The sequence below is a fragment of the Neisseria sp. LACPHL-SPEC-2024-00856 genome (genome assembly GCF_047915665.1).
Classification (GTDB): domain Bacteria; phylum Pseudomonadota; class Gammaproteobacteria; order Burkholderiales; family Neisseriaceae; genus Neisseria; species Neisseria polysaccharea.
This window is the reverse complement of sequence record NZ_JBLRPR010000002.1, coordinates 15,765-27,773: the sequence shown is the minus strand read 5'-3', so window position 1 is coordinate 27,773 and position 12,009 is coordinate 15,765. Positions and strand designations below refer to the sequence as shown.

Genomic DNA, 12,009 nt, shown 5'->3' with positions numbered 1-12,009 from the left:
ATAAAACTCAAGAAAGACACAATATGAACAAACTACTGATTACTTTAATGATGGCGGCAGGTTTGGCAGCTTGTTCGCAAGAAAGCAAACAAGAGGCGCAAGAGGCGGCTTCAGCCGTTGCTTCTGAAGTTCAGGCCGAGGCATCTTCGGTTCAGGCTGCCGCACAGGAGGCTGCTCCGTCTGCAGAAGCGGCTTCAACTGAAGCCAAACCTGAGGAGAAGGCGGAAGCCCCCGCGGCGGAAGCTAAACCGGAAGCAAAAGCAGAAGCTTCCGTTGCTGTCGATGGTCAGAAAGTATTTGAGGCCAGCTGTAAAATGTGTCATGGCGGTACTATTCCCGGGGCACCTGTAGTGGGTAAAAAAGACGATTGGGCACCACGTATCGCAAAAGGTAAGGAAACCTTGCACAAACACGCGCTCGAAGGTTTTAATGCGATGCCTGCCAAGGGCGGTAATGCCGGTTTGAGTGATGATGAAGTGAAGGCTGCAGTCGATTACATGGCTAATCAGTCTGGCGCAACATTCTGAATTGTTTACAATATTCACGATATTGTGATTAAGCCTGTTCGGATATTTGATGAAACCGGATTCCATGCAATATATGGAATCCGGTTTTTTCATTCCAAACTGAGCTATTTAAGGGGGCGGCAGTCTATATGCCGGTTATCCATTCAAGACTTTTTTACTGCGGGCCAAGCAGCCCAATACTTTTCCCCTTTTTCTAATTGTCCTGATGGTTTGTTTGGTATCGGTTCATAAAAACCGTCAGTTGGAAAACGGCCCGTTTCCGGTGAAAAGATTACGGCGATATGTTGCATAATCGGAGTGCCATGCTTATTCGCCTATCTGCGCGTCAGGTGTTATACTTTAAAAAATTTATCGATTGTTTGCCGGAGCCTCGCCGGTATTGGGAGTGTAAGAGAAATGAGTAGAATCCAACAGACTTTTGCCGCATTGGGTAATAAGAAGGCATTGATTCCTTATATTACGGTTGGAGACCCGGACATTGGGGCGACTTTGGCAATAATGCATAGTATGGTGGAAAATGGTGCGGATATTTTAGAGTTGGGTGTGCCTTTTTCCGACCCGATGGCAGACGGTCCGACTATTCAGCGTGCGGCGGAACGGGCGTTGGTAAACGGTGTTTCTCTGCGCGATGTCTTGGATGTTGTCAGAAGGTTTCGTGAAACTGATACTCAAACGCCGGTTGTTTTGATGGGGTATTTGAATCCCATACATAAGATGGGTTATCGGGAGTTTGCTCAGGAAGCCGCAAAGGCGGGGGTGGATGGTGTGTTGACAGTGGATTCCCCCATTGAAACCATCGATTCTTTATATCGCGAGCTGAAAGGCAACGGGGTTGACTGTATTTTTCTGATTGCACCTACAACGACTGAAGGGCGCATTAAGACCATTGCACAATTTGCAGGTGGTTTCGTCTATTATGTATCGCTCAAAGGGGTCACGGGTGCGGCAAGTTTGGATACGGATGAAGTTTCGAGTAGAATAGAGTATTTGCGTCAGTATATAGATATTCCCATCGGTGTCGGTTTCGGTATCAGCAATGCGGAAAGTGCACGCAAAATCGGTCGGGTTGCCGACGCAGTTATTGTTGGCAGCCGGATTGTGAAAGAAATCGAAAACAATACAGGCAACGAGGCTGCCGCCGTCGGTGCTTTGGTAAAAGAGTTGAAGGATGCCGTGCGCTGACGGCGGTTCCTCATCCTGAATATTTTAGGAGTTGTCTATGAGCTGGTTAGATAAAATTCTGCCACCCAAAATCAAGAATCGCGGAAAAGACGGTTCTTCCAATGTTCCCGAGGGTCTATGGCACAAATGCCCGTCTTGTTCGGCAACCGTTTATTCTACCGAGTTGCAGCAGAACAATCAGGTTTGTCCGAAATGCAACCACCACAATCCGTTGTCGGCACGACAACGCCTGAATCTGCTTTTGGATGAGGATGGCAGAGAGGAGGTTGCCGGAAATGTCAAACCGACAGATCCTTTGAAGTTTAAAGACAGCAAAAAATATCCGGATCGTTTGAGTGCGGCATGCAAGCTGACCGGGGAAGATGATGCTTTGGTGGTCATGAAAGGCAAGATGAACGGCCTGCCCGTTGTGGTTGCTGCGTTTGAATTTCGCTTTATCGGCGGTTCGATGGGTTCGGTTGTGGGCGAACGATTCGTACAAGGTATCCGTCGGGCGGTTGCCGACAATTGTCCGTTCGTCTGTGTGGCGGCTTCCGGCGGTGCGCGTATGCAGGAGGGTGTGAACTCATTGATGCAGATGACGAAAACCAGTGCCGCGCTGCACTTGTTGACGGAAAAACGCCTGCCGTTTATATCGGTATTGACTGATCCGACCATGGGTGGCGTATCCGCCAGCTTCGCATTTTTGGGCGATGTCGTGCTTGCCGAACCGAACGCGCTGATCGGTTTTGCCGGTCCGCGCGTTATTGAACAGACTGTACGGGAAACCTTGCCGGAAGGCTTCCAGCGTGCCGAGTTTTTACTGGAGAAAGGCGCAATCGACCAGATTGTCGACCGGCGTGAGATGAAGCAGCGAATCAGCAGTTTGATTACGTTGTTGCTCCGTCAGGACAAAGTTGCCGCCGCATGATGCCTGATAATGCGAATGCCGTCTGAAAATTGTTTCAGACGGCATTTTTATATCCGGTTTATTTGGAGTGTTGTTTCATCGATGGCGCATAATGTCCGGCACGTTCTTTCAGACGTTGTATCAGGCCGTGCGTGTCGGTCGGTATGCCGTCTTCGCAGAATGCCGCATACAGCACGGCGCGTAATGCGTCGTTGCGGCTTAATGCACCGCCTATCGGTTTCCATTCGGCGTTTCGGGGCTGTATCCAACGGCGGTTGACCGTATCGCCGTATCCGAATACTTTGTAGGAGGAAAGTTTGTCGTTGCCGAAACGGATGGATGAGCGGGCGCAGAATATGCCTTCGGCAGTCAGGTTGTCGTAGCCTTTGTCGGAGCGGATATTGAGAATGTAGCGGATGCTGCCGTCGGGCGTGGGCATAATTTGTAGGCTGTCGAGCAGGATTTTCGGCTGTTTGCCGTAATTTTCATCCACATAAATGTCGAACCAGCCGTCCGAGTGCGTATCGGGCAGCGGCGGCAGTTCGGCGGTATGTTCTTTAAATTCGCGGGCGGCGGCTTCTTCGGGCGTTTCGCGGTAGCGGGTGTTGATCGGCGTGTCTTTTTGGCTGAAGCTGGTGGCAAGGGACGTGCTGGCAGTCAGGGTCAGAATCAGGAGGATGGCGCGGCGCATAGATTTCTCCAAGTTGAAAACGGCTTTATTTTATGGGTTGGCAAAGGGGGCTGCAAGCAACTGGGGTATAATCTCCCCCCGATTCCCATTTTTTAAACGGTACAAACGATGAACAGCGAAACTTTGGACGTTATCGGGCTGAAATGCCCTTTGCCTATTTTGCGTGCCAAAAAGGCTTTGGCGCAAATGCAGCAGGGTGACGTGTTGACCGTTCTGGCAACCGACAGCGGCGCACCGGGGGACTTTGAGGCTTTTTGCCGCCAAACCGGTCATGTGCTGCTGGATGCTTCGGAGCAGGACGGCGTATTCAGGTTGGTCGTCCAACACAAATAAATGCCGTCTGAAATGCAGATAATTCGCCCGATTGTGTTGTTTGTAACTTTTATTTTTGCTGCATGCAGTGCCAAAAATCAACCTTCCGACGAGGATCGACAAAGCTTTGCGCACATTGCCGTCGATTTGTTCCGGAATGCCTGCGTCCTGACTCAAGGCAGTTTTGAATCGGTTTCCAAGTTTGCCGCTGTCGGACATTTTGTCCCTGTCGGAAAGGAAGACCTGTCCCATCTGCCGCCCACTGTTGCAGAACCCGATGTACAGGCGTTGTGGACGCTTGAACGCGATGGCGGCATTTATTATTTGAGCCTGACGCGCGACAGTTGCAGTGTGAAAGCCGAGCGGGCAGACAGTGCCGTGCTTTTGGAACATTTTGACGGACTTGTCCGACAGCCGCCGAAAAATGCCAATATAGAATTGAGGGCGGAACAGTCAGTGCAGGCACCGTTTGAAATCCGCCAAGTCAGCTATGCCTGGCGAGAAACGGGCAGCCCTGAAGAAACCGTATTGACCGCACAAACCGCCGATTCCCCGGATTTACCCGTACAGGCAGTTTTGAACCTAACGCACCGTTCCCACAACGGGAAACCCCTAATTCTCCCCTGACTTCAGACGGCATAAAGTCGGCATGCCGTCTGGAAACCAAAAATCTAAAAAGGAACAACCATGCAAACCCTGACCATTATCCGCCCCGACGATATGCACCTGCACCTGCGCGACGGCGACGCGCTCAAAGCCGTTGTGCCTTATACCGCCCGTCAAATGGGGCGCGCCGTCATTATGCCCAACCTCAAACCGCCCGTCGTCAGCGTAGCCGACGCGCTTGCCTACAAAGCGCGCATTATGGCGGCGTTGCCCGAAGGCAGCGCGTTTGAGCCGTTGATGACGCTTTACCTGACCGACCAAGCCACGCCCGAGCTGGTGCGCGAAGCCAAAGCCGCCGGCATCGTCGCCTTCAAACTCTACCCCGCCGGCGCGACGACCAATTCCGATTCCGGCGTAACCGACCTATTCAAGCTCATCCCCGTGTTGGAAGAAATGGCAAAACAGGACATCCTGTTCCTCGTTCACGGCGAAGTAACCGACCCCGAAATCGACATCTTCGACCGTGAGGCCGCCTTTATCGAGCGCGTGATGAAACCCGTTTTGGCGCAAGTGCCGAATCTCAAAGTCGTGTTTGAACACATCACCACCGCCGAAGCCGCACGCCTGGTTTTGGAAGCAGGCGACAACGTTGCCGCCTCCGTTACCCCGCAACACCTCTTGCTCAACCGCAACGACCTCTTGGTCGGCGGCGTGCGCCCCCATCATTTCTGCCTGCCCGTACTCAAACGCGAAACCCACCGTCAGGCTTTGGTCGCCGCCGTTACCGGCGAGAAGGCGCACAAATTCTTCCTCGGCACAGATTCCGCGCCGCACGCTAAATCCGCCAAAGAAAACGCCTGCGGCTGCGCCGGTATGTTCAGCGCGATGACCGCCATCGAGCTTTACGCCGAAGTGTTTGAAAAAGCAGGCGCGTTGGACAAACTCGAAGCCTTCGCCTCGAAAAACGGCGCAAGGTTTTACGGCATTCCTGAAAATACCGACACGATCACCCTTGTCAAACAAAGCCAAACCGTCCCCGCAAGTGTTCCCTACGGCGATGGCGAACTTGTCCCGATGCGCGCGGGCGGCGAAATCGGCTGGACGGTGCAGTTTTGAAAAAATTGGAGATATAAAATGAGCTATTTAAATTTAGATGATGATATGTATTTAATCTATGATTTTAAAAAAGTCATGAAAAGAGAAAAAGAATTTATTGAAAAGACAAGATTATTATCATTAAATGACGAAAGTATCTTTGGCATCAAAAAAGACAAAGGCTTATTTGCATCAGAGGAATGGTGGAGTAATATTGATTCCGGACAGATTATCACCAGAAGCGTTTCCGGAGTAATATCGTCAATATATGAGGCAGGAATGGAAAGAAGAAACATACCGAATAGTTTTAGTTTTATAGATGGTAAAGGCATCGTAAGGAATGAAAGTATGTATATGATGAATAAATCCGACAGACATTTATTTTGTGAAGGGAAAAAAATTGCTATTTTTTACGCGTATGACGAATTAAAAATATCAAAACAAAAAAAAGGAGACGTAATTGATTTGGAAAACAACTATGTTGAGCAAGTCATTGAAATGGCAATTTCAAAATAATCAGATGACGCCGGTGCCCAAGCCTACCAACTGGCCGATGGCGTCGGCAAAGTGGTCGATGCCGTCAAAAACCAAACCGGCCAACATTGATCGAACGGTCAAACAAAATGCCGTCTGAAAGGTTTTTCAGACGGCATTTGTGTATTTTCCGATTCGGATTTTCCGAGTATCAACGGCGTTTGGGCTCGTCGGGGCGGATTTGGGCGGCGAGTTTGTCGAGGATGCCGTTAACGAATTTGTGTCCGTCCGTACCGCCGAAGGTTTTGGTAACTTCGATGGCTTCGTTGATGATGACGGGGTAGGGTGTCTCGGGCATAGCGGACAGCTCGTGGCAGGCGGTCAGCAGGACGGCGCGTTCGATGGGGTTGAGGTCTTTTTCGTCCCTGTCGAGCAGCGGGCGGATTTGTCGGATGTACTCTGCCGCATTGGTTTGCGTGCCGAAGAAAAGTTTGTTGAACAATTCTTCGTCTGCCTTGGCAAAGTCGGGCATTTCGCGGATATTTTTAGCAATCTCGGGCGCGGCGGTGCGGTTGATAAGGGATTGGTAAACGGCTTGTACGGCAAGCTCGCGGGAACGGCGGCGGGCTGTTTTCATGATTTTTCCTTGAAACGGTTGGGCGGCACGGTATGCCGTCTGAAACGGAAAGGGCGTATTGGTGTACGCCCTGTTTGTTATTCTTCGTCTTCAAACTGTTCTTCGAGCAGAAGGTTGACGAGGTTGGCGCATTCGACAGCGACTTTGGCGGCATCTGAGGCTTTCTCTTCAATCCGTTCGATTGCCTGTGCGTCGTTTTCGGTGGTCAGGACGGCATTGGCAATCGGGATGTTGTAGTCGAGTGCGACGCGGCCGATCCCTGCTCCAGATTCGTTGGAAACCAGCTCGAAATGGTAGGTTTCGCCACGGATGACGACACCGATGGCAATCAGTGCGTCAAATTTTTCGGAAGAGGCAAAGTTCATCAGCGCGATGGGGATTTCAAGCGCGCCGGGTACGGTGGCGACGGTAATGTTTTCGTCTGCCACGCCCAATTCTTGGAGGGTGCGGCAGCAGACTTTGAGCATTTCGCTGCCGATTTCGTTGGTGAAGCGTGCCTGTACGATGCCGATACGGAGGTGTTTTCCGTCAAGGTTGGGGGCGATGGTGTTCATTGGGGGTCCTTTGGTATTCGGAGGTTTCGGAATGCCGTCTGAAGGTTTCAGTCTTGCGGTTGCCAGTCGGCGACGGTTTGGAATGTGCCGTCTTCTGCCAATTCCCACGCGCTGCCTTCGGGTTGGGAAAGCAGTGCGGCGGTTTCAGGGTTGGTTTTGGTGATGTCGGCGAGGCTGACGATGCTGAAGTTGTCGGGGTCGTCGGTGTATTCGTCGGTCTCGTCGCCGCTGAAGAAACGCCAGCCGCTGTCGTTTTCAAAAACGGGGGCTTCGCGGTAGAGGAAGCCGACGGGCCGGTTTTGTTTGGCGACGGTGTTGGTGGCGATACAGCGGTCGAGTGCCGAGGAAAGTGCTTGTGCAAATGCGTTCATTGCGGGAATATGTTGGGGGGAAACTTGCGGATTTTACCACGATTCTTGCGTTGTCGGCAGACGGCGGCGGTTTGGTGGTACAATGTGCGCCGTTTGCAGCCTTAAGGTGTTTCTGTATTTTTGGAGTATGGAAACGCATTCGGGCTGTTTTTTGCGGAAGACGGTAATGAAAGACGATGTTTTGAAACAGCAGGCACACGCGGCGATACAGAAGAAACTGGGCTACGCGTTCCGCGATATTTCGCTTTTGCGGCAGGCTTTGACGCACAGAAGCTGCCATACGAAACACAACGAGCGGTTTGAGTTTGTCGGCGATTCGATTTTGAATTATACGGTGGCACGGATGCTGTTTGACGCGTTTCCGAAGTTGACCGAGGGCGAGTTGTCGCGGTTGAGGGCAAGTCTGGTCAATGAGGGCGTGCTGGCGGAAATGGCGGCGGAAATGAATGTCGGCGACGGCCTGTACTTGGGGGCGGGCGAGTTGAAGAGCGGCGGCTTCAGACGGCCTTCGATACTGGCGGACGCGATGGAGGCGATGTTTGCCGCCGTCAGCTTCGATGCCGATTTCAACACGGCGGAAAAGGTGGTGCGCCATCTTTTCTCGGAGCGTGTCAAACGTGCCGATTTCCAAAATCAGGCAAAAGACGGCAAAACTGCTTTGCAGGAGGCGTTGCAGGCGCGCCGTTTCGCCTTGCCGAAATACCGTATCGAAGAGCAAATCGGCCATGCCAACGACAGTATGTTTGTGGTTTCCTGCGATTTGGGCGAACTGGGTTTCGTGTGCCGTGCCAAAGGGACGAGCCGCAAGGCGGCGGAACAGGAAGCGGCGAAAGAGGCTTTGAAATGGCTGGAAGAGAAACTGCCGCTGAAGAAGAAAAAGAAATGAGGCGGCGCGTGAATATGCCGTCTGAAATGTGGATATGAAAGCGAATATGGATATTGAAACCTTCCTTGCAGGGGAACGTGCCGCCGACGGATACCGTTGCGGCTTCGTAGCGATTGTCGGCCGTCCGAATGTCGGCAAATCAACGCTGATGAATCATCTGATCGGTCAGAAAATCAGTATTACCAGCAAAAAGGCGCAGACGACGCGCAACCGCGTAACGGGGATTTATACCGACGATACCGCGCAGTTCGTGTTTGTCGATACGCCGGGCTTTCAAACCGACCACCGCAACGCGCTCAACGACAGGCTGAATCAAAATGTTACCGAGGCACTCGGCGGTGTGGATGCCGTGGTTTTCGTCGTGGAGGCGATGCGCTTTACCGATGCCGACCGCGTCGTGTTGAAACAACTGCCCAAGCACACGCCTGTGGTTTTGGTGGTCAACAAAATCGATAAGGACAAGGCGAAAGACCGTTACGCGCTGGAGGCGTTTGTTGCCCAAGTGCGCGCCGAATTTGAATTTGCGGCAGCGGAGGCGGTCAGCGCGAAACACGGATTGCGGATTGCCAACCTGTTGGAGCTGATTAAGCCGTATCTGCCCGAAAGCGTGCCGATGTATCCCGAAGATATGGTTACGGACAAATCGGCGCGTTTTTTAGCGATGGAAATCGTGCGTGAAAAACTCTTCCGCTATTTGGGCGAGGAATTGCCTTATGCGATGAACGTCGAGGTGGAACAGTTTGAAGAGGAAGACGGTTTGAACCGCATCTATATCGCCGTTTTGGTCGATAAGGAAAGCCAAAAGGCGATTTTAATCGGCAAAGGCGGGGAGCGTTTGAAGAAAATTTCCACCGAAGCGCGGTTGGATATGGAAAAACTGTTTGATACCAAAGTGTTTTTGAAGGTATGGGTCAAAGTCAAATCCGGTTGGGCGGACGACATCCGCTTCCTGCGGGAACTGGGTTTGTAGTTTTTCTTGCTGAACTTTACGCAAATGCCGTCCGAACAGGTTTCAGACGGCATTTTGTTTGGCAGTTCAAAGGATGACGTTGCGCCAGTCGCTTTCAAAATAGCTGACGTGATGTTTTGCCGGCGGAAGGTTTCGGGTACAACGGCAACAATGCCGCCTACACCGCTTCAGACGGCATGCAGGCCCCGAGCGGCGCACATTATCCCGCCTTGTCCTCGAAAGAGGGCATAGAAGCTGCGGAAAAAATATTGGCAAATGCCGTCTGAAGTATGTTCAGACGGCATTTGCGTATTGGGACAGGTTCGGCCGGTTACGGAAAATATCTGTTTTGACGGCGTGTTCCGGTCGGCAATCAAAGCGGCGGCGGTAACACGCGCGTATCAGGCGCACCCAATCTCCGGTCGGCAAAGCTACCGCCGCTGAAATAGACGGCACGGATTTTGCCGCTTCCTTGACGGATTTCGGCTTCCTGTTCCGGCTCCGCAATGATTTTGTCGGTGCAAACCCGGCTGTAGCCGCCTTTCCAAGCATTGCGGCAGAAGCCGCAGAATATGCAGTGGTTGGCGCAAAACGGAATATGCGGATAAGCTGAAGCAGCTTCCAGTAAAACCGTTTCCGCCTGTTCCCGCCAAAGCTGCTGCCAACACACGGACGGCGGGCAATCCGCCCCATATCGGCATCAACACCCTGCGTTCGGGAAAAGCATCCGGTACGGCTTGGCTGACGCTCAGCTTCATCCCTCTATTTATATTTATTTCAATTAAATAAAAATATATTTCATTTTTGAATAAATATAGTAGATTACTTTGATTCATATTAATTAAATGAAAATTTTGTTTTATAATAAACATTACGTTTGACGGGATAGGGGGCGGATACGGCCGTCAATCGGGTGGCCAATCCGGAATAGGAAATACAAAGCCGCCGTTATTTCTGTTCATACAAGGACAGGAATAAGGCAAATCGCACTTCCTATATGTTCCGTATTTTGATGTCTTGTTAATAAAAACAATCAGGCCTGATTATAATCAGTCTTCTGAAAGATGTTTTGCCTATAATGGGATTTTGTTGTCCTTTAGATTTTCTTAAAATGCAGTTTGAAGGTGCTTTCCTTATCGGTTCCAATAAAATATTATCAGTTGTCGGTGCTTTCGACATTGCACCGGTAGATTTCACCCGTCCCAAACCGCCTGTTCAAAAATGCAATAAAAATGAAGGAGTACCTTATGCGCAAACTGCAAAACACGCTGTATATCACCACGCAAGGCAGCTATCTGCATAAGGAGCGGGAAACGCTGGTGGTGGAGCAGGAACGTAAGAAGGTGGCGCAATTTCCGGTGCATTCCATCGGGCATATTTTCTGTTTCGGCAACGTGCTGGTGTCGCCGTTTTTGCTGGGATTTTGCGGCGAGAATAATGTGAATCTGGCGTTTTTTACCGAAAACGGACGTTTCTTGGGGCGGTTGCAGGGGCGGCAAAGCGGCAATGTGCTGCTGCGTCGGGCGCAGTATCGGATGTCGGAACAAAATCCCGTGCCGATTGCGCGCAATATCATCGCGGCGAAGATTCAGGCAGGCAAACGGGTGCTTCAGCGGCAGATTCGCAACCACGGCGACAATGCGGACATTCAGACGGCGGTTGCCGCGCTGAATTTCTCTTTGCAGCAGTTGAAACGGGCAGACAGTTTGGATTTGATACGCGGGATTGAAGGAGATGCGGCGGCGCGTTATTTCGGCGTGTTCGGACAGTTGGTTAAGGCGGAAAGCGGGTTTGCTTTTGACGGAAGAAACCGTCGCCCGCCAAGAGACAGTGTCAATGCGCTGCTTTCTTTCCTATACAGTATTTTGGGCAAGGACATCAGCGGTGCGTTGCAAGGCGTGGGGCTGGACCCGCAGGTGGGTTTTCTGCACGCCGACCGACCCGGGCGCGACAGCCTTGCACAGGATATTTTGGAAGAGTTCCGCGCGTGGTGGGCGGACAGGCTGGTACTGTCGCTGATTAACCGTGGGCAAATCAAGCCGCAGGATTTTGTCGTCGGGGCAAGCGGGGCAGTGAGCTTAAAAGCCGATGCGCGCAAACTTTTGTTCCAGTCTTTGCAGGCGAAAAAGCAGGAAAAAATCACCCATCCGTTTTTGGGCGAAGAAGTGGAAATCGGTTTGCTGCCTTATATTCAAGCTATGCTTTTGGCGCGGCATCTGCGCGGAGATTTGGCGGCATATCCGCCGTTTTTGATGAGGTAGCCGGGTATGCCGTCTGAACGCAACCGGCTTCAGACGGCATGGAGGAATAAGAAAATGCTGATGTTGATAACTTATGATATTTCGCTGGAGAATGCCGAAGGGCAGGCAAGGCTGCGGCGCGTAGCGAAACTGTGCCAAGGCTACGGCGTGCGCGTGCAGTATTCCGTGTTCGAATGCGACATCGCACCCGACCAATGGGTAGTTTTAAAAGACAAACTTTTAAAAATCTACAACCCCGAAACAGACAGCCTGCGTTTTTACCACTTAGGCAGCAAATGGCGGCGCAAAGTGGAACATCACGGCGCAAAACCGGCGGTCGACATATTCAAGGACACGCTGATTGTGTGAATCGCCAACCTATTGTTCCCATAAAAATGCGGCAGGGTTGGCGAATTTGGATTGTTCTTTAACAATCAGGATATTGTAAATGTGGGTATGGCGGATAAGGTTGTGCTATACTCATGTTTGTGCTTTTTTCGGGAGTTTGGCGAAGTCGGGGCTGCGAAGCCTGGTGTAGTAAGGCTTTCGGAAGAGGCTTCAGCCGCCTCTAGGCGGCTGTGTGTTGAAACCAAAAG

General features: G+C 51.5%; 17 protein-coding genes, 1 pseudogene and 1 CRISPR repeat array (1 of these 19 cut by a window edge). Of the genes and pseudogenes, 12 read left to right on the top strand and 6 right to left on the bottom strand.

Annotated elements, in window-relative coordinates; translation table 11 throughout:
* Nucleotides 1-23 precede the first annotated feature (23 nt).
* Nucleotides 24-527, top strand: a complete 504-nt coding sequence (locus ACNAU7_RS02295) for a c-type cytochrome (protein ID WP_107996845.1) — start codon at nucleotides 24-26, stop codon at nucleotides 525-527.
* Between the two features lie 143 nt (nucleotides 528-670).
* Here ACNAU7_RS02295 and ACNAU7_RS02290 read toward each other — a convergent pair whose 3' ends face one another.
* Complete coding sequence (locus ACNAU7_RS02290) at nucleotides 671-817, bottom strand: hypothetical protein (RefSeq protein ID WP_196428449.1); 147 nt, start codon at nucleotides 815-817, stop codon at nucleotides 671-673.
* A gap of 106 nt (nucleotides 818-923) precedes the next feature.
* Between ACNAU7_RS02290 and trpA the strand changes: the two genes are divergently transcribed.
* Together trpA and accD are read left to right on the top strand one after the other, a co-directional pair.
* Entirely contained in the window at nucleotides 924-1,709 is a 786-nt protein-coding gene (trpA, locus tag ACNAU7_RS02285; protein WP_188210151.1) for a tryptophan synthase subunit alpha, read from the top strand.
* A gap of 37 nt (nucleotides 1,710-1,746) precedes the next feature.
* Nucleotides 1,747-2,619 (top strand): acetyl-CoA carboxylase, carboxyltransferase subunit beta, encoded by an 873-nt coding sequence (accD, locus tag ACNAU7_RS02280; protein WP_025457372.1) that lies wholly within the window; start codon nucleotides 1,747-1,749, stop codon nucleotides 2,617-2,619.
* Nucleotides 2,620-2,677: 58 nt separating this feature from the next.
* On the opposite strand, the gene ACNAU7_RS02275 is transcribed toward accD, so the two are convergent.
* Nucleotides 2,678-3,289: a CNP1-like family protein gene (locus ACNAU7_RS02275; RefSeq protein WP_416300316.1), complete on the bottom strand. Its 612-nt coding sequence runs from the start codon at nucleotides 3,287-3,289 to the stop codon at nucleotides 2,678-2,680.
* Nucleotides 3,290-3,397: 108 nt separating this feature from the next.
* On the opposite strand from ACNAU7_RS02275, the gene ACNAU7_RS02270 reads away from it, so the two are divergent.
* Genes ACNAU7_RS02270 through ACNAU7_RS02255 form a run of 4 tightly spaced genes read left to right on the top strand, consistent with a single transcriptional unit; the run spans nucleotide 3,398 to nucleotide 5,818 of the window.
* The gene (locus tag ACNAU7_RS02270) at nucleotides 3,398-3,622 is read left to right on the top strand and encodes a sulfurtransferase TusA family protein (protein ID WP_250313731.1); all 225 of its coding nucleotides are present in this window, start codon (nucleotides 3,398-3,400) and stop codon (nucleotides 3,620-3,622) included.
* On the top strand, nucleotides 3,623-4,228 hold the full coding sequence (locus tag ACNAU7_RS02265; protein WP_416300314.1) for an NMCC_0638 family (lipo)protein: 606 nt from the start codon (nucleotides 3,623-3,625) through the stop codon (nucleotides 4,226-4,228).
* 60 nt (nucleotides 4,229-4,288) lie between these two features.
* Nucleotides 4,289-5,323: a dihydroorotase gene (gene pyrC, locus ACNAU7_RS02260; protein ID WP_416300312.1), complete on the top strand. Its 1,035-nt coding sequence runs from the start codon at nucleotides 4,289-4,291 to the stop codon at nucleotides 5,321-5,323.
* An 18-nt stretch (nucleotides 5,324-5,341) separates the two neighbouring features.
* Nucleotides 5,342-5,818: a hypothetical protein gene (locus ACNAU7_RS02255; protein ID WP_416300310.1), complete on the top strand. Its 477-nt coding sequence runs from the start codon at nucleotides 5,342-5,344 to the stop codon at nucleotides 5,816-5,818.
* 169 nt (nucleotides 5,819-5,987) lie between these two features.
* Here ACNAU7_RS02255 and nusB read toward each other — a convergent pair whose 3' ends face one another.
* The 3 genes from nusB to ACNAU7_RS02240 form a co-directional block, all read right to left on the bottom strand.
* The gene (nusB, locus tag ACNAU7_RS02250; protein WP_002229182.1) at nucleotides 5,988-6,413 is read right to left on the bottom strand and encodes a transcription antitermination factor NusB; all 426 of its coding nucleotides are present in this window, start codon (nucleotides 6,411-6,413) and stop codon (nucleotides 5,988-5,990) included.
* Between the two features lie 77 nt (nucleotides 6,414-6,490).
* Nucleotides 6,491-6,967, bottom strand: a complete 477-nt coding sequence (gene ribH, locus ACNAU7_RS02245; protein ID WP_003714718.1) for a 6,7-dimethyl-8-ribityllumazine synthase — start codon at nucleotides 6,965-6,967, stop codon at nucleotides 6,491-6,493.
* A 47-nt stretch (nucleotides 6,968-7,014) separates the two neighbouring features.
* Entirely contained in the window at nucleotides 7,015-7,338 is a 324-nt protein-coding gene (locus ACNAU7_RS02240) for a DUF2185 domain-containing protein (protein WP_002238889.1), read from the bottom strand.
* A 166-nt stretch (nucleotides 7,339-7,504) separates the two neighbouring features.
* Here ACNAU7_RS02240 and rnc point away from each other — a divergent pair, with 166 nt between their 5' ends.
* The 3 genes from rnc (at nucleotide 7,505) to ACNAU7_RS02225 (ending at nucleotide 9,460) form a co-directional block, all read left to right on the top strand.
* Nucleotides 7,505-8,224 (top strand): ribonuclease III, encoded by a 720-nt coding sequence (gene rnc, locus ACNAU7_RS02235; protein WP_118812017.1) that lies wholly within the window; start codon nucleotides 7,505-7,507, stop codon nucleotides 8,222-8,224.
* A gap of 46 nt (nucleotides 8,225-8,270) precedes the next feature.
* The gene (gene era / locus ACNAU7_RS02230) at nucleotides 8,271-9,194 is read left to right on the top strand and encodes a GTPase Era (RefSeq protein WP_025462050.1); all 924 of its coding nucleotides are present in this window, start codon (nucleotides 8,271-8,273) and stop codon (nucleotides 9,192-9,194) included.
* A 116-nt stretch (nucleotides 9,195-9,310) separates the two neighbouring features.
* Nucleotides 9,311-9,460, top strand: coding sequence for a hypothetical protein (locus ACNAU7_RS02225; protein WP_159071421.1), 150 nt, complete (start codon nucleotides 9,311-9,313; stop codon nucleotides 9,458-9,460).
* Between the two features lie 97 nt (nucleotides 9,461-9,557).
* Here the strand turns inward: ACNAU7_RS02225 and ACNAU7_RS02220 are convergent.
* Nucleotides 9,558-9,931: pseudogene (locus ACNAU7_RS02220) on the bottom strand (putative heme utilization radical SAM enzyme HutW); the annotation flags it as partial.
* 489 nt (nucleotides 9,932-10,420) lie between these two features.
* On the opposite strand from ACNAU7_RS02220, the gene cas1c reads away from it, so the two are divergent.
* Together cas1c and cas2 are read left to right on the top strand one after the other, a co-directional pair.
* Nucleotides 10,421-11,434, top strand: coding sequence for a type I-C CRISPR-associated endonuclease Cas1c (cas1c, locus tag ACNAU7_RS02215; RefSeq protein ID WP_416300295.1), 1,014 nt, complete (start codon nucleotides 10,421-10,423; stop codon nucleotides 11,432-11,434).
* A gap of 54 nt (nucleotides 11,435-11,488) precedes the next feature.
* Complete coding sequence (gene cas2 / locus ACNAU7_RS02210) at nucleotides 11,489-11,782, top strand: CRISPR-associated endonuclease Cas2 (RefSeq protein WP_416300791.1); 294 nt, start codon at nucleotides 11,489-11,491, stop codon at nucleotides 11,780-11,782.
* Nucleotides 11,783-11,971: 189 nt separating this feature from the next.
* Nucleotides 11,972-12,009: direct repeats of the CRISPR family, unit length 32 nt; unit sequence TCAGCCGCCTCTAGGCGGCTGTGTGTTGAAAC (it continues 1,192 nt past the right edge of the window).